Raw genomic sequence first — 23,846 nt, 5'->3', positions numbered from 1 at the left:
CGACAATCCAGGAGGAATCCTGAGCCGACTTTCCCACGATTCTGATATTGACAAATGCTATGACCTGTCACACTCACTCTGTACGACGCGTATTAAAACAGAGTGATATTTTCGGGAGGTCTTATGGCAGACTTTACATTGTCGAAACCGATTTTTGGCGGAAAACAACCAAAAACCTCCACTGCGGGGAACATTGCCTATGCCCTGTTTGTTCTGTTTTGCTTCTGGGCAGGAACCCAACTGCTGAATATGCTGGTTCACGCTCCTGGCGTGTATGAGCACCTGATGCAGGTTCAGGATACCGGCCGCCCGCGCGTTGAAATCGGTTTAGGCGTGAGCACCGTGTTCGGGCTCATCCCCTTCCTCGCGGGCAGCATGGTGCTGGGCGTCATTGCACTCGTCCTGCGCTGGCGCCACCGCCACTGATTACAGTCCCATACAGCGAGCCCGACGATCGTCCACGCGTTTTGCGAACCAGGCGGTCGTCAGGTTACGCGTGATTTTCGGGCTTTCCAGCTGAATGCCCGGCAGAATGGCTCTTGGTAATGCCTTCCCACTTTTCTTCTCGGCGAGCGCAAAGACCTGCTTATACAAATCCGTTTTCTCAAACGCCAGGCTATCGCCCTTCTCCAGCTGACGGCGGATATCGCTGTTGCTCATCTCCAGCTTCGTCGAGAGTTTACGCACCGCACGTTCGGTGGTGCCCGCCTCGCTGCTGCCGTAAGCAATGAGATCGCCGTCCAGAGCCAGCTTCACACCGCTGGCGCGGCTCACCGCATTCTGGAAGGCTGCATTTCGGCTGGCATACCAGCCCGCGTTAAAGTCCGCAAAGCGATACAGCGGTTTATCGTAGCTGGCCGGATAATTCAGCAGATGATACGTTCCAAACCACAGACCCCCGCGCAGGGAGAAGACTTCCTGACGCACCGTACCGTCGATATCCCACGGATAGCCGTCGGTATGTTTTTCCGCAAATGCGATACTGACCTGCATCGGGCCGCCGGTATGCACCGGATTCAGCGAACCGAACAGCTTCTGCCCCATCGGCACCATACTGATCAGGTCGTCGAAAATGGCGCTCAGCTGTTTCTCAGTTTTCACCGTATCCAGCCGTTCGCTGTAGCTTTTACCGTTTGGCGAGGTGATTTTAAGGGCGGTATGCACCAGGAAAACCGGGATATGCATCGATTCGGCCCGGCGGTCGATCTCCTTCCAGGCAATTTTGTTCAGGCCAGGCACGACAGGATCTGACTGATACATCGATTCCTGCTGCGCCACCGCCAGCACCGAGCAGATATTCTCCTCGGTAGGCGCAATCTTCTGGCTTTTGAAGGTCGTTGCCAGCGCATCAGCCCACTCGCTGCGATCCTTCACGCTGGCGGGCATTTTTTGCCGCACCACGCTTGCCACATCAACGGGCTTCTCGCCTTCTTTGAGCGGGGCGGCCCCTTTATCGGCACAGCCCGCCAGCACGAAGGCAGCGAGTAACGTCAGCGGTAATCCACGTGGTACGGCAAATGGCATAGCAATTCCTTTTTAACCTAATGTATGGGTGACTTCCTGCAAGTCCTTATCGTCCAGCTCACGCTCGAAACTGCGTAAACGTTTATAGATGGACATCAGCTCCACCAGCGTAGTCCAGGAGCTTATCAGGTACTGGAACGAACCGCGAACCTGACCAAAGACGTTGGTGATTTGGGTCATCAGACCGAGCGTGATCGTACCCGCAACGATGGACGGGAACAGCAGGAACAACCCGAAAACGTTATCCACCTGAAGATAAAGAATGCGTGCGATATTGAAATACATGTAATGGAAATAGAGGCGGAAGTAGTTACGACGTACGGCGCCAAACAGCTCGCGCACGGTAGGCGGTGACGCACGGTTGGCGTCGTCTTCGCCATACACCAGCTCTTTACGGTAGGCCGCTTCCACGCGCTGGTTTTTAAATTCCAGCCCCGGCAGCTTGATCCCCACGACAGCCAGCAGCCCCGTTCCCATCAGCGACCAGACAATCGCGGCAATCACCAGGCCATACGGCAGATGCCCGACAATCGGCAACTCCGGAACGTGCGACGAGAGCGTCACCAGCACAGGCAGGAAGGCGATAAGCGTCATGATGGCGTTGATAAAGCTCACGCCCATATCTTCAAGCGTAGAGGCAAAACGCATGGTGTCTTCCTGCACACGCTGTGCAGCACCTTCGATATGACGCAGGTGCTGCCAGTGCGCCATATAGTGTTCGTTCATCGCGGTACGCCAGCGAAACACGTAGTGACTGACGAAAAAGTTATTCATCACACCGATCACCACGGCAATAAGGGCGATGCCGAGGAAGATCCCCACCTCATGGTAGAACTGGTTTATGGTCACCTTATGCGGCGAACTCAGCGCCGTCTGGATCAGATCGTAAAACGGCGCATACCAGGCGTTGACCGCCACGCCCACTTCCACCAGGAACCAGGTGACAAAGATGATTAACGACGTGCCGAGAATCGACCAGTATTGCCAGCGGTGAGGAGAATAGATGAACCAGAACATGGCAAAAAGCCCTACGCAGAGCAGGTAGTAAGCGTAGAAAAGCAGATAGCTCATGGACCAGAAGCGCGCTGCGCTAATGGGGATCTCGCCCGTTGCCCCCGTAAGACGGGTCAGCCACGCGCCGCCACCGCCCTGCCAGAAAATGACAGCCAGCAGTGCCCAAATAAATGCCGACAGGAAAAAAGGCCCCGGCTTTGGGAAAAATGACTTAAACATTGTGCTTCCTTCTTGTTGTTATGGCTGTTGCTGTGTTCAACATATCGCCACGCGAAACCTTGCCTGTGCCAGCCGCCCGGCTCAGGCAAAAAAGTCAGACCTGCGGGTGAATTATTAGTTCGCTTTCCCGTTTTCGAGAATTGTTTCGGTGCGTTTCATTCGCAACAGCAACCGTAGCGTCTATCATACGGTCGATGTCACAAAATGGGAGTCTGGCCGCAAGTAAATTGTTCAAATTTACCCACGGTTACGTTTTTCTCGCTATCGTTATGCAAATCGGGCCATTGCCCGACGCCGATTAGTAGTATAAATACCCGTAACTCTCCTTATTCACTTGATGGATGCTTTTCGTTGAAACGTTGTCTGCTCTCTTTCGCCGCGCTGTGTGCGGTGACCCTGTCCACCGCCCAGGCAGCCCAGCCTCTGACGGCCCCGGTTCTGGCCTCTGACATTGCCGATCGCTACGCGAACCTGATTTATTACGGCAGCGGTGCGACGGGAATGGCGCTGGTCGTGATCGACGGTAACCAGCGGGTGTTTCGCAGCTTCGGTGAAACACGACCGGGAAATAATGTTCGCCCGCAGCTGGATTCCGTCATCCGCGTCGCGTCGATAACCAAGCTGATGACCAGTGAAATGCTGGTGAAATTACTCGATCAGGGCGTGGTGAAACTTGACGATCCGCTCAGCAAATATGCCCCACCCGGCGCGCGCGTGCCGACATATCAGGGCACACCGATCAGACTGGTGAACCTGGCGACCCATACCAGCGCCCTGCCGCGAGAACAGCCTGGTGGCGCCGCGCATCGCCCTGTTTTTGTCTGGCCAACCCGCGAACAGCGCTGGAATTACCTGAGCACCGCTACCCTGAAATCGGCTCCGGGCTCGCAGGCCGGCTATTCTAACCTCGCGTTTGATCTGCTGGCTGATGCCTTAGCGTCGGCATCAGGCAAGCCTTACCCTCAACTGTTTGAAGAGCAGATCACGCGTCCGCTGGGGATGAAAGATACCACTTACACTCCATCTCCGGACCAGTGCAAGCGACTGATGGTGGCGGAAAAAGGGGCCAGCCCGTGTAACAACACGCTGGCCGCTATCGGCAGCGGTGGGGTTTATTCAACGCCCGGCGACATGATGCGCTGGATGCAGCAGTTCCTCTCCTCGGATTTTTACGCGCGCAGCAATCAGGCTGACCGGATGCAGACGCTTATCTACCAGCGTGCCCAGTTACGTCGCGTCATCGGTATGGACGTTCCCGGTAAAGCCGATGCTCTCGGTATGGGCTGGGTGTACATGGCACCAAAAGAGGGCCGCCCGGGTATTATTCAAAAAACCGGTGGGGGTGGCGGATTCATCACCTACATGGCGATGATTCCGCAATCAAACGTAGGCGCTTTTGTGGTGGTCACCCGGTCGCCGAACACCCGCTTCGTGAATATGAGTGATGGCGTAAATAACCTGGTGGCCGAGCTCAGCGCCAATAAAGCGCAGGTTCTTACGGCCTCTAACTGATCTCAATAGTCCGTGGGCAAACGGTTGATGCTGATCAGTTTGCCCCGGCTCATATTGATGTAGTTGCCCTGTCGCAGCGCCGCCAGCACTTCCGCAACGACCGAACGAGAAATCCGCGTGCTACGCTGAATATGATTCATAACACCAATTTTTGAACGTAGCGCGTCATCCCACTCTGCCATATTGATCAGCATTGCCCGTATTTGGCTATAGGAATTATTTCCGACCAGTTGTATATCACGTTTTCCCAGTATATGGTTTAGCCAGGACAGCCAGCAGAAGGCTTCTTGCCAAAGCTGTGCTTCCTGAATAAGCTGGCACGCAGTAGAGGCTGGTAAATAAAATCCGGCGCAAGGTGTTTGTGCTATCAGAGAATATTCAAGATAGCTGTCATTTATCCATGCACTTAAACCATGAATATACGGTGCTCGTGCAATACCCACCAGTAATTCGTCTGATTTACGGTGGACGGCTGTCATGCCGGACTGTATTACAAAGGTCAATGGTTCATCATCATTATTGCCGGGAGTTATTAATTGCTGTGGTTCGCTCTTAAATGGGGTACCGGCGACTTCCAGACACTTTATGAGCCGGCTTAATTCAGAAAGTGGTTTCGCATTAACGTTCATGCATACCTCAAGTCATCTGTATATGTCGGTTCTTTATTATTTTTAAAGCACATAAAAAAGCGGGGGCAAAATCCCCCGCGCTTTCTGTATTACCAGGTATATTTCACACCCAGGTTTGCTCCCCAGTTCTGGTCAACGTCGCCGCCGCCCAGATAAGTCGCATCAGTGTATGCACTGAAGTTTTTCGTGAAGCTGAACTGGGTGCCCAGACCTACGCGAACCGCAGAGCCTTCCACGCCATTATCAATGCTGTCGTCGTTGATATCCGCCTCGTTGTCGGCATCGTCATACACGTACGCCAGTTTGAAGTATGGCGTTAACGCCTGCTCGCCACCGTAGTTGAAGGTATAACCCGCATCCAGGCCAAGTTCATAACGCATGCTATCGTAAGACTGACCATCGATACGCATGTCGTTGCTCAGCTGGTAGTCGTCACCTGACTGGAACAGACCAGATACCGCCGCGTAAGGGGTGATGTAGCCTGACAGGTTTGGTTTCCAGTCATAGCCCAGCTTCATCCCGAAGCCAACAGCGTCAGAGGTGGTGTCACCGTCAACATACTGACCGTTGCTCATGGTTGCAGAAAGGTCGTTGTTAAAGCGGGTGTAGTTCAGTGAGCTGTCGAGGAAGACGTTGTTCGCAAACGTCGCAGACGCGTAGATCATCGCAGTCTGGCTGTCCTGATCGACCTGACCAGTACGATCGCTGATATCGCCCTTCGCGAAACCAGCCGCACCACCGACGATCCACTTCGCGTTATTACCGTCAATCTGAGTATCCAGACCGACCATAATGCCGCTTACGTCCTGATCGTAGCTAACGGTGCCATTATCCGCGTCAAAGTTGCCGCCAAAATAGCTCACCCACGCTCCGCCGTTATCTGCCAGGCCGTGACGGCTGTTGGTCAGACGCGTACCCACGGTATCCTGTTGCAGATTCCAGATGTTGGTATTAGCAGAAGGAATGCTCAGCGCCATGTTGGCGTAGTCAGTCAGCTCTTTCTGCTGGAGAACAACGGTGTCACCCTTCTGCTGCGCCTGATAGGTGTAAGCACCTAAATCGGCTTTGTTTGCGGCAGTAAAGCTGGCTGCGGTATCCGCGTTATTGTCATAGACGCGAATGATCTCTTTGTTTTCGTAATCAGCAACGGAGCCTGCACCGGTGGCATCGTCGATGCGCACTTTATAGTTACCAGCAACGTCACCGTTCACCGCCAGATGACCGTCAGAGTTCAGCGCGACAACACCATAGTCGTATTCCGCTTTGTAACGATCGTTGGTGATGTAGCGTGCGTTGTTCAGGTCGCTGTTCAGCACATAATCGCGGCTGGCAACGTTGAGCACACCACCATCGGTCAGCACCATGTTGTGCGTATCAACCTGACCCAGACCCAGCGCCAGCTCTGCGCCGTTGTCCACGGTGATGGTGTTGGCATACAGTTCAGCGGTTTCTTCGGTCAGTGCCGCACGGCTATAGCTGTCCAGATAGAGGCTGTCGGTGGCTACGGCCCCGCTGTCGCCAATATTCAGGGTTGAAGCATTGGTCAGGGTGATTGAATCCGCCAGCAGGCCGGAGTTTTCAACATTGACCTGAGACTGGTTGTTCACCGTCAGCGTATCAATGTTAGAAACCTTGCGGGTATCCCACTCGGAACCGTTATCCAGCGCCACATTGAACAGCCCGCTCTGGTACACCTCTTCACCGGCAACGTGGCCGTTGCTGTCAAAGGTAGAATCAGGCCAGATGCTATTCGGCGATAACGCGTGCCAGTCTACGTTGCTGTAGCCCTGGCCATACATTTGCGCAGTGCCGATAGCTTCTACGCTGGACTGCGCTGCACCGACCCACTTGCTGCCGTTAGTCAGCGTAACATCCAGTGTATCGGTACCGTCCCAGCCGTTGGTGGTTGGGTTATAGACGCCATCTTCAGTGGTATCCGTTGCCGGATCGCCATTCTCGTAGAAGTTGTTATCAAAGGTGCTGGAGAAAAGAATGTCACCCGTTACGGTAGAGTGATCGAAGGTCGCGGTGGTCTGCATGGCGTTATCAGACGCGCCGGCCGCAACGATCAGCGCCGCATCATCCGCAGCCGAGGCGTTGGTTTCACCGTAGTCGCTCGGCTTCGCCGTTTGACCGTAGAACCCGTTGGTGCCCAGATCGCTGTACGCACCAGAGGTCAGCACGGAGTCTTTCACCACCAGCGTATCGGTAAAGACATTGCTGCTGTTAGCAACGCCTTCAACGCCGTCGTACGGAGTGTTATCCAGTTCCTGATAACCCTGCGTCAGGGTGATACCCGCGACGTGGGAGTTGTTCTGAATAACGATATCAGATTCAACGTCCAGGGTAATTGCGTTACCCAGACCATAGGTGTCCAGATAATGCGTTTCAGTATTCTCGCCATTAACGACATCATACGCGTAATGCTCGTAGGCATCGTTGATGGTGGAGTTATCAACGGTCAGGCTAAAACGATCGTACTGGGTATGGCTGGTGCCGTCCGTATCCACGCCATCTGCACACGTCGTGGTCATACACTCTGACGTGATCATGCCGTTAATGGTGCTGTTAGAAATACTCAACGCGTTCGCACGGCCATTGACACCATCATCCAGATAGTAAGTCGAAATAACACCGTTTACGGTTGATTTATTGATGACCGGATAAATGTCACCATCATGTGTGGCATCTGAATAATCCCAGTCAGCATAACCATAATACCAGGGAGTAGACGCAGTATTGTCATATCCAAAAGTATTATAGGTCGTGCCGGATATATCTTTCGCATTGGCCTGAGAAGCGATAGCCAGTGTGCAGGCTAATGCAAGTTGTGATACAACCAGTTTCTTTTTCCATGTTTGCATTGGGTCATCCCTCCTCAGGGACGTAAGCAAGTTTGTCCATCAAATCATTTGGCAATGTTTAATTGCGGAAAGAATTATGCAGTTTCACTTCGAAAAGGTTCAATGAATGATTCAATTAAGTCCGTATCCAGACAACTAAGCTTAAAAACCCAGCACAATATCAATCAGTATGAATAAATATTATAAATTCAACTAATTGCAAACCACTTCGGTCGGTTCGATACCTATAATAAAATACAATAAATCATTAATAGTTATAACCTCCATCTAATATAGAAGCTTCGCCAATATTTCACACCACGTTAAACCCCATAATAAGACGTATAATATAGACAAAATACATGTGAAGAATATTAGTCGATTTCGAAAATCTAAAAGACAACTTTAGTAAAACACCGCTTCCCGCTTTCAGGTACACTATACCTCTTTGTTCCACAAACATCAGGCATACCATGACCGATTTAATTGCACGTCCCCGTCGCCTGCGCAAGTCACCCGCACTGCGCGCCATGTTTGAAGAGACAACACTGAGCTTAAACGATCTGGTGTTGCCGATTTTTGTTGAAGAAGAGATCGATGACTACAAAGCCATCGACGCGATGCCGGGCGTGATGCGCATTCCTGAGAAGCATCTGGCCCGCGAGATTGAACGCATTGCTAACGCGGGGATCCGCTCGGTGATGACCTTCGGTATCTCCCACCACACCGACGCCACCGGCAGCGATGCCTGGAAGGAAGATGGCCTCGTGGCCCGCATGTCGCGTATCTGCAAAGAGAGCGTGCCGGAGATGATCGTCATGTCCGATACCTGCTTCTGCGAATACACCTCTCATGGCCACTGCGGTGTGCTGTGCGATCACGGCGTGGACAACGATGCGACCCTGCTGAACCTCGGCAAGCAGGCGGTGGTTGCCGCCGCTGCGGGTGCGGATTTCATTGCGCCGTCGGCGGCAATGGACGGACAGGTTCAGGCTATTCGTCAGGCGCTGGATGCGGCAGGCTTTACCGACACCGCCATTATGTCCTACTCCACCAAATTCGCTTCTTCGTTCTACGGCCCGTTCCGTGAAGCGGCGGGCACGGCGCTGAAGGGCGATCGTAAAACCTACCAGATGAACCCGCTGAACCGCCGCGAAGCGATTCGTGAATCCCTGCTGGATGAGGCTCAGGGCGCAGACTGTCTGATGGTGAAACCGGCCGGCGCGTATCTGGATATCCTGCGCGACATTCGCGAACGCACTGAACTGCCGCTGGGCGCTTACCAGGTGAGCGGCGAGTACGCGATGATCAAATTCGCCGCGCAGGCGGGTGCCATTGACGAAGAGAAAGTGATCCTCGAAAGCCTGGGGGCGATCAAGCGCGCGGGCGCGGATCTGATCTTCAGCTACTTCGCGCTGGATCTGGCCGAGAAAAAAATCCTCCGCTAATCTTCACCAAACTGCAATACAACCGACATCTCCTCCTTCTACTGTCTGGGCAAGACGGCAGGAGGAGTGATCAATGTTTAGTCTCGACAGCGTTCTTGATGACCTTTGGCCTCAGGCGAGGCCCGCACCCTGGCAAAAAAGTCTGTTAAAAAGACTGCTCCACGAAGACGAATTTCAGCAGTTTGCCGCCCGCCACCGTCACCTGAAAGGGCTGGATATGGTGGAGCAGGTTCTGGAACACCTTGATATTCTCTGCACCGTTTCCGCCCGCGATCTTGAACAAATCCCCGAACACGGCCCACTCATTGTGATAGCTAACCACCCGACCGGCACCCTGGATGGGCTGGCGCTGCTGTACGCCGTTTCGCGCGTACGCCGCGACGTCAAGGTTGTCACCAACCGGATGCTGTCCCACCTTGAGCCCCTCAGTTCGTTGTTTATCCCCGTGGATAACATGGGCGGAAAAACCGCAAAAGCCTCGCTGATACAGATGGAGCAGCACCTGCAAAACGCCGGCGTGCTGATCTTCTTCCCGGCAGGCGAAGTCTCCCGCCCAACGCGCAAAGGCATCCGCGATAAAAAATGGCATCCGGGCTTTATCAAGCTGGCCAGCAAACTGCGGGTGCCGTTACTCCCGGTACATATTCAGGCGCACAACAGCCTGCTGTTTTATGCCAGCACGCTGATATCGCCCACGATATCCATGCTGCTGCTGATGCAACAGATGTTTCGCCGTCGTCACAGCCAGCTGCCGATCAAAATCGGCCAGCAGATTGCCTGGAATGACAGGTTTAGCGCTACCCTTTCATCGCGTGAAATGGCCGAGCAGTGCCGTCAGCACGTGATACGACTTGGCAAGGGATTGCCTGGCGTCTTTAAAACCCAGTGCGCCATTGCCCGCCCGGAAGATCGGGCCACGCTGAAGCGCGAACTGGCGCAGGCCGAGTGTCTGGGCAAAACCAGCGATGGTAAAACCATCTACCTGTGGCAGCGCAACGGGCAGGAGGAGGCACCTCTTCTGCGCGAGCTGGGACGGCTGCGCGAGATTGCCTTTCGTGCCGTGGAAGAAGGCAGCGGCAAGCGCCGGGATATGGACAGCTACGATGATGACTATCTGCACCTGATCCTCTGGGATGATGACGATCTGGAAATTGTCGGCGCGTATCGCTTTATGCCGACGGCGATGCAGGTTGAAAAGCGCGGCGTTGACGGGTTGTACAGCTACAGCCTGTTCCACTACGACGAAAAAATGCAGGACATACTGGAACACGGCATTGAGCTGGGGCGCAGCTTTATACAGCCGCGCTACTGGGGACGTCGCGGTCTGGACTATCTGTGGTCAGGCATTGGCGCCTATCTGGCGCGCTATCCACACTACCGTTACCTGTTTGGCCCGGTGTCCATCTCCGGCGGCTTACCGCCTGCCGCACGGGATCTGCTGGTGGCGTTTTATCGCCTCTGGTTTCCGGCCAGCCATCCCTTAGCCGCCTCGCGTCAACCCTACCCGGCCTCACTTCCGGACGTGCTGGCACAGTTTGGCGGAGTGGATTACGTGGACGACCTGACAAAGCTGAAATCCCTGCTTGGCAATCTGGGATGCGGCATTCCGCCGCTTTATAAACAGTATTCCGAGCTATGCGAGCCAGGCGGCGTGCAGTTTATCGATTTCGGCAGCGATCCGGCGTTCAATAACTGCGTGGACGGGCTGGTGCTGGTGGATTTGTGCTATCTGAAGGCGAACCGCTATCAGCGGTACATTGAGGCCCATTTGTAGCCCATTGCCGGGTGGCGGCTACGCCTTACCCGGCCTGCATGAACTGCGGAAACGACGGGTTATGGACGGTAAAACGGCTTATCCCCCAGGATCGTCGCCCGCTGCATAATCCTTCGCTGCGGCAGGTAATCCGCATTGGCGTAATGCTGCGTGACGCGGTTATCCCAGATCGCCAGATCGTTCTCCTGCCAGCGCCAGCGCACCTGAAACTCCGGTTTGGTGATATGCGCAAACAGGAAGCTGAGCAGCGCCTCGCTCTCTTTTTCCGTTACGTCCACAATGCGCGTGGTGAACCCTTCGTTCACAAACAGCGCCTGCTTGCCGGTCACCGGATGGGTACGCACCACCGGGTGCAGCAGCGGCGGGTGTTTTGCGACCGCATCCAGCCATCGCTGATGTTCCTCTTCCGTTTTACGGTACTTATACTCCTGGAACGATTTTTTAAAATCATGCTCTGCCCGCAGGCCACTTAGCAGGGTCTGGAACGGCGCGGAGAGCGCCTCAAACGCCGCAATGCCGCTCGCCCATAGCGTATCGCCGCCGGTCTCTGGCAGTAATTTTGCTGCCAGAATGGCCCCGGCTGGCGGTGTGTCGATAAAGGTAACGTCCGTGTGCCAGTTGTCATTATCGGGCGGATTATCGTTATGGGTGTCCAGCACGATAATTTCTTCCACCCCTTCCGCATGGGGGTAGACCGGGTGGATATGCAGGTCGCCAAAGCGCAGGGCCAGCGCGCGCTGCTGCTGCGGGGTAATGGCCTGATCGCGCAGGAACACCACCTGATGGCGCAGCACCGCGTGATACAGCTGCTCAAACTGGTTATCGCTCAGCGGACGGGTTACGTCCAGGCCCGACACCTGCGCGCCAATGTACGGCCCCAGCGGGGTAATCGTCAGACGTTCACTCATTGTATTTCTCCATGCCAGGGCGTCAGGCGACGCTGTAGCGCGCGCAGTCCCAGTTCTAATCCAAAGGCGATCGCGGCGATCACCGCGATCCCTGCCAGTACCACGTCAGTCGCCAGGAACTCTCCCGCCGACTGCACCATAAATCCAAGCCCGCGCGTGGCGGCAATCAGCTCTGCCGCCACCAGCGTAGACCAGCCCACCCCAAGGCCAATGCGCAGCCCGGTCAATATCTCCGGCAGCGCGCCCGGTAAAATGACGAACAGCAGCACCTGCGCGCGGCTGGCACCGAGCGACTGCGCCGCGCGTATGCGTACCTGTTGCGCACTTTTTACGCCAGCCAGGGCCGACATCGCGACCGGCGCAAAAATCGCCAGGTAGATCAGTAAGATCTTTGACGTCTCGCCGATGCCAAACCAGATCACCATCAGGGGCAGATAAGCCAGCGGCGGAACGGGCCGGTAAAGCTCTATCAGCGGATCGAGAATGCCGCGCACCGTCGGGCTCAGCCCCATCGCGATCCCCACCGGAACGCCAATCATCACCGCCGCCAGCAGCGCCACCAGAATACGCGCCAGGCTGGCGCCTAAATGCTGCCAGAGGGTGGCATCCATAAAGCCCTGCGGCCCGGCGATGGTCATCAGTTTTTCCAGAACCTGGCCTGGCGGCGGCAGAAACAGCGGGCTGATCCACTGCTGAGCGGCAACCGCCCACCATACCGCCAGCAACACCGCCAGCGTGCCGACGCTTAAGGCGATGCGGCGAGAGAACGGCCAGCGTAAGGCGAGGCGCGCCCGCCGCGGTTTTTCACTGAAGACAATGCTCATGAGAAGGCCTCCCGCTGCTCAAACACGCGGCTCAGGATGTATTCCCGTTTTTCGATAAACAGCGGGTCGGATTTGATGCTGCGCACCGGTTCTCCCGCAACATAGCGTCGGGCAAATTCAAGCGGCAGGCGCTCCAGCACGCGTCCCGGCCCCGGAGAGAGCAGCACCAGCTCCGTCGCCATAAACACGGCCTCTTCGATATCGTGGGTAATTAACATCACCTGCTTGCCGGTTTCATGCCACAGGCGCAGCAGCAGGATTTGCATCTGCTCACGGGTGAAGGCGTCAAGCGCCCCGAAAGGTTCGTCCAGCAGCAGCAGCTGTGGATTGGCCGCCAGCGCACGGGCGATCCCGACGCGCTGGCGCTGCCCGCCCGAAAGCTGCCAGATAAAACGTTTTTCAGCCCCCTCCAGCCTGACTTTTTTTAACATGTCGCGCGCCGTACTCAGGCGCTGTTCACGCGCCACGCCAGCCAGTTGCAGACCGAACGCAACGTTTTCCTGTACGTTTCGCCACGGCAGTAGCCCTTCGTTCTGAAAGACCACGCCGCGCTCTGCGCCCGGCCCCGTGACCCGTTTCCCTTCCAGGTGAATCGTGCCGTGCTGATACGGTACAAACCCGGCGATCAGGTTCAGCAGCGTGGTTTTCCCGCAGCCGGACGGCCCCAGCACGACCAGCAGTTCACCGCTGTCCAGCGTCAGGTTGATCTCTTCCAGGGCGGGTTTGCCGCCGTAATCGGCAGACAGGTTTGTAATGTTCAGCATCGCTGCCTCCTTACTTCACAAAGCGATCGGTCACGAACTGGCTGTAATCCGCCGCCACCGCAGGCACTTTGCCCTGCTCTTTCAGGAACGTTGCGGTGTCGACAATCGCTTTGCTTACCGGCCCGTTCAGCTGCTGGATCTGCTGAGCCGGCGTCAGATAGGTGTTGCCTTTCACCAGCCCCGGCACGTCTGCTTCCGGCACGCCGCTCAGTCGTGAGAGTTTCTCCAGGTTGGCGGGCTGTTTCAGCCATTCATCGGGGTTATTGATGTACGGCTGCTGGGCGTCGATGGCGCTTCTGGCGAAGGCTTTCACCACTTCAGGGTGTTTTTCGGCAAAGTCCTTACGCACTACCCAGACATCAAGGGTTGGCGCACCCCATTGCCCCACTTTTTCGGAGTCGGTCAGCACGGTGCCGTCTTTTTCCAGCTCGTTGACGGCGGGCGCCCAGACGTATGCTCCGTCAATGTCGCCACGCTGCCAGGCTGCGATAATCGCCGGTGGTTGCAGGTTAATGATCTGCACCTGCCCCGGCTTGATGCCCCAGTGTTTCAGCGCGGCCAGCAGGCTGTAATGCGTGGTGGAGATAAACGGCACCGCGATGCGTTTACCGATCAACTCTTCGGGTTTCGTGATGGTTTTCTTCACCACCAGCGCTTCTGAATTTCCGAGCTGCGACGCCAGCAGGAAGACTTCAATCGGTACCTGCTGGCTGGCGGCAACGGCCAGCGGGCTGGAGCCCAGGTTGCCAATCTGCACGTCGCCCGAGGCTAACGCCCGCACAATCGCCGCGCCGCTGTCGAACTTGCGCCAGTCGACTTTTGCCCCGCTCTCTTTGGCGAAGGTGTTATCCGCCTGCGCGACTTTCGCCGGTTCCGCGGAAGTCTGATACGCCACGGTGACGTCCACCGCCTGCGCCTGAAATGCCCACAGCGCCAGCGCGCCGAGTAACGTGATCCGCGATGAAATAGCCATACTCTCTGCTCCCCTTGTTGTTATAAGGGCAGTATTTCCGGCGAGAGAATTTTGATAAAGGAATAAAAAAGCATCGCTAATGACGATTCGTTTTTAGAAAAAAAGCGGGAAAGGATAGTGAATTTTGTGCGGTTGGTTTGTGCCGGGTGGCGCTGCGCTTACCCGGCCTACGGTTCGTGCAATTTGTAGGCCGGGTAAGGCGCAGCGCCACCCGGGAAAGACCTCAGCGCTGAACCGTCAGCGCAGCAATATCTTTCGGCGTGGTCCGGCAGCATCCGCCGATTAATTTCGCGCCCGCCGCCAGCCACTGCGGTAAATACCCCGCCAGCGTTTCGCAGGCTTCACCATGGTGATGCCACGTTTTGCTCACCGCATCGTAATGCTCCCCGGAGTTCGGATAGACGACCAGCGGCAGCGACGTCAGGCTGTGCAGATGCGTCAGCGCCGCCGTGGTGTTTTCCAGCGCGATACAGTTTATCCCCAGCGCGACAACCTGCGGGTAGCTTTCCAGCGCAGAAACGACATCCCGCAGCGGCGTTCCGTCGCTCAGGTGCTCGCTGTCACGCAGGGTAAATGAGAACCATGCCCGGGCGCGCGGATACGCCGTCAGCAACGCGGCCAGCGCCCTGATTTCCGGGAACGAAGGCAGCGTTTCACAGGCCAGGAGATCCGCGCCCGCATCCAGCAGCGCCTCCACGCGGGGGCGGTGGAAGGCGGTAAATTCTTCAGCGCTACGCACGTAGTCGCCGCGATACTCGGAACCATCGGCCAGATACGCGCCGTACGGCCCCACGGAACCCGCCACCAGCAGCGTGCCCGCCTGTGGGTTCTCCGCCAGATACGCCTCGCGCGCCTTACGCGCCAGCTCTACGCTTTTGCCGATCAGCGCCCGGGATTGCGCCTCGTCCAGCCCGCGAGCGGCAAAGCCTGCGGGTGTCGCCTGATAGCTGGCGGTGATCGCCACCTGTGCACCCGCGCGGTAGTAGTCGAGGTGCACATCGCGGATCAGTTCAGGGTTTTCCATCAGCACTTTGGCCGACCAGAGGCTGTCGGCAAGGTTACAACCGCGCGCTTCCAGCTCCGTTGCCATCGCCCCATCCAGCACCACAAACGGCTGTTTTTCAAGGAGGGCGGTAAGCGGATTATTCTGCGACATGTTCAGGCTCCTGCGTAGTCAGGGTTCGGGTCAGGTAGTACGCACCATAACACAGGGCGACAAACGGAAGCCCGCAATAAAGGGCAATACGCTGGCTGGGGTCAAACCACAGACCAACGCAGGCGACCAGGCAAAGAATAAAGCCGAGCACGGGCACCAGCGGATACCATGGCGCGCGATACTGCAACGCGGATAGCGGCTGGCCGGACTGCACGTGACGGCGACGAAACATGAAGTGCGACGCACAGATGCTGATCCACACCGCCACCACCGCAAAACCGGAAATGGCTGACAGGGCCACAAACACCGTATCCGGCGCGACCACGCTGGAGAACAGCGCCAGCACGCCGCCCAGCATGGACACGGAGAGCGCCGTCAGCGGCACGCCGTTTTTGTTGACGCGGGCAAAGCAGCGCGGCAGCGTTTTCTCGTTAGACAGTGACCACAGCATACGGCCAGAGGCGTACAGGCCCGAGTTCGCCGCCGAGAGGATCGCCGTCAGGATCACGAAGTTAAAGATATCGGCCGCATAGGGAATGCCGACCTTTTCAAAAACCAGCACGAACGGGCTTTTCTCCACGCCAGCCTGCTGCATGGGGATCAGCGCCGCCAGCACAAACACGGTGCCGATAAAGAAGATGATGAGCCGCGCGATGGTGGTGCGAATAGCAACCGGAATGACCTTGTGCGGATTTTCCGTCTCCCCTGCCGCGATGCCGATAAGTTCCGTCCCGGAGAAGGCAAAGTTGACCGCCACCATGGTCATCAGGATCGGCAGACCGCCGTGCGGGAACCAGCCTTCGGCGGTAATGTTCCTTAGCCCCGGCGCGGCAGAGCCGTCCGCCATCGGGATAAAGCCAAAGATGGCCGCGCCACCGAGAATAATAAAGGCGACGATAGTGATGACTTTCACCAGCGAGAACCAGAATTCCCCTTCGGCAAAAAAGCGCGTGGAAATCACGTTAAGGCCAAAAATCACCGCGCAAAAGACCACGCACCACGTCCAGACGGGAACCTGCGGGAACCAGTACTGCATGCAGAAACCGGCTGCGGTAAAGCTCGATCCCAGCGCCACCGTCCAGGTGAGCCAGTAGAGCCACGCCACGGTATACCCCGTCGCCGGGCCGAGATAGCGGGCGGCATAGACGTGAAATGCACCGGTTTCCGGCATCGCCACGGACAGTTCGCCCAGACACTGCATCACCAGCCAGACCACCAGCGCACCGATCAGGTACGCCAGCAGCGTGCCCGCCGCGCCGGTTGTCGAAATGATGTATCCGGTATTGAAGAATAACCCTGTGCCGATAACGCCACCCAGCGAGAGCATAATCAGGTGGCGGGTTTTCATGGTGCGCTTAAGCTGCCCGTTTTCTTGTTGTGTTTGCATGTTACCTTCTAAACGTATGGACATCTAAACATCCAAAGAAGAGGTGTTATACCGCGATTGTTAACAAAAAGCCACCCACCGCGACTTCAGCGCAATTATTGGTAAATCCCTAAATCAGTTCTATAGTCGACACAGTTTCTTCTTCACCAGGACTTACTATGCGCTTTAACGGACTGACCAAAGGTTTCTTTATTCTTATCCTGGCCCTTGTTACCTGGGCCTTCTTTGACGTGCTGTCTCCCTATTTCTCGGCGATTCTGTGGGCCGCGATCCTGACCATCATTTTCAACCCGGTGAAAAACAAACTGCGTACCGCGCTGGGCGATCGCAACGGGCTGGCTTCACTCCTCACTCTCGGCATTATCTGCCTGATTGTGTTTATTCCGTTGATGGTGATCCTTTCATCGCTCGCGGTGGAACTGAACATGGTTTACACCAAGCTGCAACAGAACAATACGCAGTTCCCGGAAGTGATCGCCGGTATCTTCAACCGCCTGCCGGACTGGGCCAGCGGCTTCCTGGCGGATCACAACCTCACCAACGCCGCGCAGATCCAGAAAAAACTTTCTGATGTCGCGTTACAGGGCGGACAGTATCTGGCGGGCAGCGCGTTCCTGATTGGTAAAGGAACGTTCGGCTTTGCTATTAGCTTCGGCATTATGCTCTATCTGCTGTTTTTCCTGCTGAAGGACGGGCCGTATCTGGTGCGCCAGATCCTCGACTCGCTGCCGCTGTCTGACTTCGCCAAACAGCACCTGTTCGCTAAGTTTGTCGGCGTGTCGCGCGCCACGGTAAAAGGCACGGCGGTCGTGGCGGTGGTTCAGGGTACGCTCGGCGGTATCGCCTTTGCCATCGTGGGTATTGACGGCAGCGTACTGTGGGGCGCGCTGATGGCATTCCTCTCTCTGGTGCCTGCCGTCGGGTCGGCCATCGTCTGGGTTCCTGCCGCCATCTTCCTGTTCGCCACCCACCAGCTGTGGCAGGGCCTGTTCATTGTGGGCTTCTTCGTCATTATCGTCGGGCTGGTGGACAACCTGTTGCGTCCGCTGCTGGTGGGCAAAGACACCAAAATGCCGGACTACCTGATTTTGATCACCACGCTGGGTGGTATGGAGCTGTACGGGATTAACGGCTTTGTGATTGGGCCGCTGATTGCCGCCCTGTTTATCGCCTGCTGGAACCTTTTCTCCGGGCGCGATCACGAAGGCAATGCCGAGGAGCTTGACGCAGACTTTATCGAAGAGGGAAGAAACCCTCCGGATCTCTAAAGCAGACATTCTGTAAGGCGGCCCCAGGTCGCCTTTTTTTTCGCCATAAATCAGCGGTTTTCTATAATCTGAATGAACGCTCTTCCATTTTTGTCGCAGAGGAAACCAACAGGTGCGAATCGCCACGATCACAAACTGGGCTTATGGCGTCACGGTGTGCCTGACCATTGCCTCCGGCATCGTCATGCTGATGGCTTCCCATGCCGATAACATCGAACGTGAAGCCGTTAAACAACGCCAGGTCTTCGATCAGCTGACGGAGGAGATCGAGACAGACACCTGGATGCTCTCCGATCTGGCGCGACTTTACGTCATCCAAAAAGAGCCCGAGGTGCTTGAGAAATATCAGGCGAAAGAAGCCGAGCTGAAAAATATTGAACACACGCTGCGACAGCTCAAAAACACCGGGGCATCGGGTGAAGAGCTGGCGCTGCTGTACGACGGACTGAAAATTGTAGACGAACTCCAGGATGAACAGCAGTCAGCCATTGACGGCATCGCCCGGGGCGAGGAACAGCAGGCCGTTGCGCTGCTTTTTGGTAAGAGCTATGAGCGGGAACTCGAACGGGCTCACAACAATATCGAACGCTTTCGCGTGCTGCTGGACAAGCGCATTATTGCCGACGTGCAGGCCGCAACCAAAACGTCCAAAACGCTTCGAACTGCCTCGGAGGTGATGGTCGGCCTGACTGCCCTGCTCTTCTTGTTTGTAATGGGCTTTATCCTCAAGCGCCGCGTACTCCGTCCGGTGGTGCGTCTGAGTGACGTGGTGCACCGTCTGGCATCGCAGGATTACGCCGTCGAAACGCCGAACTTCACCCAGGTTGATGAAATCGGCGATATGGCACAGGCCATCCGCATCTTCCGCGAGAACGGACTGGCAAGGCAGCGGCTGGAAAAAGAGCGCGATGCTGACTGGGCCATCCGCGAACTGCTGGCGCGAATGACCCAGCGGTTGCAGGGCTGTGAAAACTTTGCCGACGTGATGAACGTGGCGGAGCTGTTTGCGCCCAATATCGCACCGGGCGTTTCCGGGCGTCTGTATATTCTGGAACGCGATCCCTGGCAGATGCGCTGTGCGGCCGAATGGCTGTCGCCCGAAGGGGATAAAAAGCCGTTCCATCCAGACGAATGCTGGGCCGTCCGGCGTGGCCAAAGCCATCCGCCGGTGAACGGCGAGCCGGATATCGGCTGTTATCATCTGCCTGAATCACAGGCACAGCAATCGCTGTGCGTTCCCTTAATTGCTCAGGGCGAGGCGATTGGATTGCTCTCATTCCAGAACATCACGCCTGAAACTGCGCCGTCCCGCGCCTATCTGGAACTGATGGCCGAGGCGCTGGGACTGGCGCTGGCCAACCAGCGGCTGCGCGATGCGCTGCTGGAAAAAGCCCTGTTCGATCCCCTGACGGGGCTGCGTAATCGCCACCATCTGGAAGATACGTTACGTACTCAAATGAAGCAGGCCGTGCGTAACGAGGAGCCGGTAAGCTGCCTGATGATTGATATCGATCACTTCAAGAGCATTAATGACCGCTTTGGTCATGAGGCCGGCGACCTGGTGATCAAAAGCGTGGCATCCATTATTCAACGGACGGTGCACGATACCGGGCTGGCCTTCCGCTACGGTGGCGAAGAGTTTCTGGCGCTTCTTACCGGGGCGGATGAGGAAGCAGCGCACGCCGCCGCAACGGAGATCTACAACGGTGTGCATGCCCTTTCGCTACGCTACGGGCTTTCGGAGATTGGCCCGGTGGATGTGTCGATCGGGATCGCCAGCTATCCGCAGCACGCCCAGGGCGATAACCTGCTGCGCGCGGCGGACGTTGCGTTATATCGGGCGAAAGAGCTGGGGCGCTCGCGGATTGTCAGCTTTGGGATGCTGGAGGCGGGCTAACGGGGTTATTCGTGTCCAGGTTCAGGAGCGCGCGATCGCCCAAAGCACCACCATACCCAGCGAATTGCTCCGCTTTTCCACGTACAGGGTGCCATCGATTAAATAATATCCCTGCGGATAACAGATGCGGATCTCTCTCTTGAGTTCCGGCTCATAAACTGCCGCCCCCGAACAACGATTTCGGCTTCCGGATTCATACCGGTAAGGTTGGCTCCAGGCAGAGTATTCTCCGCCCAGTAGCCAGGCAGCGGTAAAGATGACGAAAATGGCAACTGGCAGGCTGAAGATGATGAGGCCGAGATACATTTTGACAACATCAACGATGGTTTTGTCTTTAAATACCCTCTTCGCGATGAATATCACCATCGCCACCAGCGGCAGCAGCAATGTCCCAGCCGCAAGATACTGCTCCCCCAGGACCGTAAGGAATGTCACGCGGTAAATCTTGATTGACCAGACAACAAAGCCAAATATCAATGCCAACCCGCCAACGATGAGTGGAATTAAAAAGGCATAGCTATCTTTTTTCATGATGGACGGTTCCTTGTCATGCATCTGCGGTAAGAAGATTAATCATCGCTCGGGTGGCTGCCGACTGACGACGCTGCGGCAGTAAATGAGCCATGTTCAGCAACGGTAATGAAGACGCCGGCATCGCCAGGACAATCACATTTTTGGATCGTTCTACGCTTTCACAAACGAATGTTTTTCATTTCCGCTAATTTATTCCCCGCAGAACAATGAGTAAAGCGCCCTCACGCATCATCAGAAAGTAAAAATTATGGATCTTCAACTCAGCGGTAATAATGCACTGGTTACAGGCGCAACGACAGGTGTTGGCCTGGCCATCAGCCGGGATCCAGATTGATGCACAAGCTAAAGCCTGCGTCAGTTCACCCCGGCAGAACGGCTTTGCTGACCAACCGAATAATCGTTAAATACCCCTGCGCCACCCGACGGGTGGCGTTTTAACATCCTGCCCATGATGGATAAACGTGGGGGGAGAGAAAATATATAAACTAGTAGGATAACTAAATTATAATTCTTATACTTATGATAAAACGTGGAGGCTGAAATGCGATTAATCTTACTGCTGTGCTGCTTTTTAGTGCAAAGCGTCACCCTGGGTGCTGAGTTGCCAAAACCTGCTGGTAAACCCATTTTAACCATTTACGGGAATATTGAGAACACGAATGAAAGTGGAAAAGCCGTGTTTGATATCGCCAGCCTTGAAAAACTCGGTATGGTGAGCTTCCAGACGTCATCTCCCTGGTACAATGGCCGCACTAAGTTTGAGGGTGTTCCGATGAGCAAACTCATGGATTATGTGGGTGCCAAGGGTAACGTGGTCAATGTTATTGCGCTTAATGATTACGCGACAGCCATCCCGCTCAGCGACTTCAAAAAATACAATGCCATACTCGCTTTAAAGGTTAATGGCGAATATATGCGCATTCGCGATAAAGGCCCGGCATTCATCGTATATCCTTATGACAGTCTTCCTGAATTAAATAACCAAATATATTACTCGCGCTCGGCATGGCAGGTCAGCAAGATGAAGATTGAATAGCAGTTCAGGAGAACATAATGAACAGGATACTGGTTGGTATCATTTTTTCTCTTTTTATCACGACTGGATATATTGCTTTTCTGGTTTACGATCGACAGCAGGAGCTCCAAAAACTGACTCATTACACGGAGTCATGGTCTGTCGCCCAACTGGTATCCGAATATTATCGCTTTGAATCATGGCTTGGTCTGTACGCAACCGATTCCGACGACGTTACGATAGACCAGGTCCGCATGCGCCTGGAAATTATGCTAAGCCAGAACGATCTGTTTAAGGAGGGGGATTTAGGGCATTACGTTAAAAACGTTCAGGCGCATCGTGACCTCGCGTTAAGGCTCGATCAAATACTTACCTATCTGGATGGTAACCTCGAAAAAATGAGCCATTCGGACGTAAAAACATACCTGCATACCATGCATTTACTGGACGCTCCGCTCAGCCAGCTATCATCAAGCGCGTTAACGAAAGATATTAGCACGATTAACAGCACCAACCATAAAATACAGATCCTGTATTATATTTACTCCGCTCTCTCTTTACTGCTGATCATCCTGAGTATTATTCTGGGCTTTTTAACAATTTATCAAAATAAAAATATTCTGAAAGCGCACAGGCAGGTTGAAAGTCTGGCAGAAGAACTCCAGTTATCTAAAGAGACCCTACAGGTACAAAATTCAAAACTGGAGTATGACGTTTACCATGATTCCCTCACCGGCATGAAAAACCGACTCTACTTCTGGGATGATCTCAGCAAACTTAATCTTGAGGCCGAGGAAAATCATATTCCCGTCACGGTGATGTTATTTGATTTAGACCGGTTCAAAGAGGTCAACGACACCTATGGTCATGATGCTGGCGACTTACTGTTACGCCAGGTATCCAGACGACTGACCGCCATGAGCAGTATTTCAGACACCTTTTACCGTTTAGGCGGAGACGAGTTTGCTTTTTTAGCCAGCGGATTAACCGAAAGCGAAGCCGTTTCGCGCGCAAGAGAAATCAGCGAGAATATCAGCAAGCCCTACACAATTAATAACCAGCTTATAAAAATTGCCACCTGCGTGGGCATTGTTTTATCAGATAATGAACGACGCGCTGATTATCTTTATAAGTTTGCCGATCTGGCGCTCTATGAGGCCAAAAAGGCAGGCTCACAGCAGATTAAAGTTTTCCGCCAGCGAATGCTTCAGAAGTTGCAGGAGAGCAGAACGCTTGAAAACGATATGGCCAAGGCGATAGAGAACAATGAGTTTATTGTTTATTACCAGCCTATTGTGAATTCCATCAGCAAGGAAATTTACGGCTATGAAGCGCTGATTCGCTGGATGCATCCTGTAAAAGGAATGCTCTCTCCTGATAGCTTTATTTTCGCTGCTGAAAAAACGGGCATGATCAACGAGATAGGCAAAACCGTACTCAAACTGGCCTGTAGGGAAGCGGTCTCCTGGGCGGTTCCGGCGAGGATCTCCGTTAACGTCTCGCCTGTCCAGTTGGGCAGCAAATCATTTATTAGTACGGTGCAGTCCGTTCTGACAGAGACCGGGCTACCGGCTAACCGTCTTGAGTTAGAGGTCACAGAGTCATCACTCTTCAGCGACAGAAATAATCCTATTACCATTCTCAAAAAGCTACGCTCATTGGGCGTAAGAATTTCCATCGATGATTTTGGCACGGGATACTCGTCGCTCTCACGACTCAGTGAACTGAATTTTGATAAAATCAAAATCGATAAATCTTTTGTCAATCCGATATCTACGCAAGACGATGCGCTTAATATTGTAAAACTTATTACCGGGATGGCTAAAAGCCTTAACATGGGTGTTATTGCCGAGGGTGTTGAGACCGAAGAGCAGCTTGAGCGCCTTCAGGCTTTGGGTTGCGAGCTGGTGCAAGGGTATCTTTTCAGCAAACCACAGCCTCAGGTGGACAGCAAAATTAAGCACGGCCTGGAATGATCTCTTTGCTCAACCAGCTAAATATGTGATCCCCTATCGGGATCACACTTTTCAGCTCTGGCTATTCACTTACCAAAATCAGGTGTTATTATTCACCGCGTAAATATCTTTTAACTCAATCCGAGGCTTTGGTGCTGGAGAATGTCATCATCCGATAATCAGCTACCCAACCTTCCAGGCC

At 54.7% G+C, this 23,846-nt stretch carries 19 protein-coding genes; 8 read left to right on the top strand and 11 right to left on the bottom strand.

The window, feature by feature from the left end; all coding sequences use genetic code 11:
- Positions 1 to 123 precede the first annotated feature (123 nt).
- Entirely contained in the window at positions 124 to 426 is a 303-nt protein-coding gene (locus E0L16_RS00305) for a DUF2755 family protein (protein WP_131636058.1), read from the top strand.
- Here E0L16_RS00305 and E0L16_RS00300 read toward each other — a convergent pair whose 3' ends face one another.
- Together E0L16_RS00300 and sbmA are read right to left on the bottom strand one after the other, a co-directional pair.
- Positions 427 to 1,524 carry a DUF1615 domain-containing protein gene (locus E0L16_RS00300; RefSeq protein WP_107534780.1) on the bottom strand — a complete coding sequence of 366 codons (1,098 nt, stop codon included), beginning with the start codon at positions 1,522 to 1,524 and terminating at the stop codon, positions 427 to 429.
- Positions 1,525 to 1,536: 12 nt separating this feature from the next.
- Positions 1,537 to 2,757 carry a peptide antibiotic transporter SbmA gene (gene sbmA / locus E0L16_RS00295; RefSeq protein ID WP_131636057.1) on the bottom strand — a complete coding sequence of 407 codons (1,221 nt, stop codon included), beginning with the start codon at positions 2,755 to 2,757 and terminating at the stop codon, positions 1,537 to 1,539.
- Positions 2,758 to 3,108: 351 nt separating this feature from the next.
- On the opposite strand from sbmA, the gene ampH reads away from it, so the two are divergent.
- Positions 3,109 to 4,269, top strand: a complete 1,161-nt coding sequence (ampH, locus tag E0L16_RS00290; RefSeq protein WP_063451732.1) for a D-alanyl-D-alanine-carboxypeptidase/endopeptidase AmpH — start codon at positions 3,109 to 3,111, stop codon at positions 4,267 to 4,269.
- 2 nt (positions 4,270 to 4,271) lie between these two features.
- Here the strand turns inward: ampH and E0L16_RS00285 are convergent, their stop codons facing one another.
- Both E0L16_RS00285 and E0L16_RS00280 read right to left on the bottom strand, forming a co-directional pair.
- Positions 4,272 to 4,898 carry a helix-turn-helix domain-containing protein gene (locus E0L16_RS00285; protein ID WP_131636056.1) on the bottom strand — a complete coding sequence of 209 codons (627 nt, stop codon included), beginning with the start codon at positions 4,896 to 4,898 and terminating at the stop codon, positions 4,272 to 4,274.
- Between the two features lie 89 nt (positions 4,899 to 4,987).
- Entirely contained in the window at positions 4,988 to 7,762 is a 2,775-nt protein-coding gene (locus E0L16_RS00280; RefSeq protein ID WP_131636055.1) for an autotransporter outer membrane beta-barrel domain-containing protein, read from the bottom strand.
- A 452-nt stretch (positions 7,763 to 8,214) separates the two neighbouring features.
- Between E0L16_RS00280 and hemB the strand changes: the two genes are divergently transcribed.
- Both hemB and olsF read left to right on the top strand, forming a co-directional pair.
- Positions 8,215 to 9,189 carry a porphobilinogen synthase gene (gene hemB / locus E0L16_RS00275; protein ID WP_063869123.1) on the top strand — a complete coding sequence of 325 codons (975 nt, stop codon included), beginning with the start codon at positions 8,215 to 8,217 and terminating at the stop codon, positions 9,187 to 9,189.
- A 73-nt stretch (positions 9,190 to 9,262) separates the two neighbouring features.
- Entirely contained in the window at positions 9,263 to 10,963 is a 1,701-nt protein-coding gene (gene olsF / locus E0L16_RS00270) for a bifunctional ornithine lipid synthase OlsF (protein ID WP_131636054.1), read from the top strand.
- Between the two features lie 59 nt (positions 10,964 to 11,022).
- On the opposite strand, the gene tauD is transcribed toward olsF, so the two are convergent.
- The 6 genes from tauD to mmuP form a co-directional block, all read right to left on the bottom strand.
- Positions 11,023 to 11,871 carry a taurine dioxygenase gene (gene tauD, locus E0L16_RS00265; protein WP_102749794.1) on the bottom strand — a complete coding sequence of 283 codons (849 nt, stop codon included), beginning with the start codon at positions 11,869 to 11,871 and terminating at the stop codon, positions 11,023 to 11,025.
- Entirely contained in the window at positions 11,868 to 12,695 is an 828-nt protein-coding gene (gene tauC, locus E0L16_RS00260; protein WP_107534776.1) for a taurine ABC transporter permease TauC, read from the bottom strand. Before tauC ends, tauD begins: the two co-directional genes overlap by 4 nt.
- Positions 12,692 to 13,459: a taurine ABC transporter ATP-binding subunit gene (tauB, locus tag E0L16_RS00255; protein ID WP_131636053.1), complete on the bottom strand. Its 768-nt coding sequence runs from the start codon at positions 13,457 to 13,459 to the stop codon at positions 12,692 to 12,694. The genes tauC and tauB overlap by 4 nt, the downstream gene beginning before the upstream one ends.
- 10 nt (positions 13,460 to 13,469) lie before the next feature.
- Complete coding sequence (gene tauA / locus E0L16_RS00250) at positions 13,470 to 14,432, bottom strand: taurine ABC transporter substrate-binding protein (RefSeq protein ID WP_131636052.1); 963 nt, start codon at positions 14,430 to 14,432, stop codon at positions 13,470 to 13,472.
- 223 nt (positions 14,433 to 14,655) lie between these two features.
- A complete protein-coding gene (mmuM, locus tag E0L16_RS00245; RefSeq protein ID WP_131636051.1) occupies positions 14,656 to 15,588 on the bottom strand; it encodes a homocysteine S-methyltransferase in 933 nt (310 codons plus the stop codon).
- A complete protein-coding gene (mmuP, locus tag E0L16_RS00240; protein ID WP_131636050.1) occupies positions 15,575 to 16,975 on the bottom strand; it encodes an S-methylmethionine permease in 1,401 nt (466 codons plus the stop codon). The genes mmuM and mmuP overlap by 14 nt, the downstream gene beginning before the upstream one ends.
- Positions 16,976 to 17,133: 158 nt before the next feature.
- Between mmuP and E0L16_RS00235 the strand changes: the two genes are divergently transcribed.
- A complete protein-coding gene (locus tag E0L16_RS00235) occupies positions 17,134 to 18,243 on the top strand; it encodes an AI-2E family transporter (RefSeq protein ID WP_063451743.1) in 1,110 nt (369 codons plus the stop codon).
- Between the two features lie 112 nt (positions 18,244 to 18,355).
- Entirely contained in the window at positions 18,356 to 20,140 is a 1,785-nt protein-coding gene (locus E0L16_RS00230; protein ID WP_131636049.1) for a sensor domain-containing diguanylate cyclase, read from the top strand.
- A 21-nt stretch (positions 20,141 to 20,161) separates the two neighbouring features.
- Here E0L16_RS00230 and E0L16_RS00225 read toward each other — a convergent pair whose 3' ends face one another.
- On the bottom strand, positions 20,162 to 20,671 hold the full coding sequence (locus E0L16_RS00225) for a hypothetical protein (protein ID WP_131636048.1): 510 nt from the start codon (positions 20,669 to 20,671) through the stop codon (positions 20,162 to 20,164).
- Between the two features lie 544 nt (positions 20,672 to 21,215).
- On the opposite strand from E0L16_RS00225, the gene E0L16_RS00220 reads away from it, so the two are divergent.
- Positions 21,216 to 21,710 carry a putative pterin-binding protein gene (locus E0L16_RS00220; protein WP_131636047.1) on the top strand — a complete coding sequence of 165 codons (495 nt, stop codon included), beginning with the start codon at positions 21,216 to 21,218 and terminating at the stop codon, positions 21,708 to 21,710.
- A gap of 17 nt (positions 21,711 to 21,727) precedes the next feature.
- Positions 21,728 to 23,665 carry a putative bifunctional diguanylate cyclase/phosphodiesterase gene (locus E0L16_RS00215; protein ID WP_107534771.1) on the top strand — a complete coding sequence of 646 codons (1,938 nt, stop codon included), beginning with the start codon at positions 21,728 to 21,730 and terminating at the stop codon, positions 23,663 to 23,665.
- The last annotated feature ends 181 nt before the right edge of the window (positions 23,666 to 23,846 follow it).

This window comes from Enterobacter quasihormaechei, assembly GCF_004331385.1.
Lineage (GTDB): Bacteria > Pseudomonadota > Gammaproteobacteria > Enterobacterales > Enterobacteriaceae > Enterobacter > Enterobacter quasihormaechei.
The sequence above is the reverse complement of the archived record's forward strand: the minus strand, read 5'-3'. Positions and strand labels throughout refer to the sequence as shown.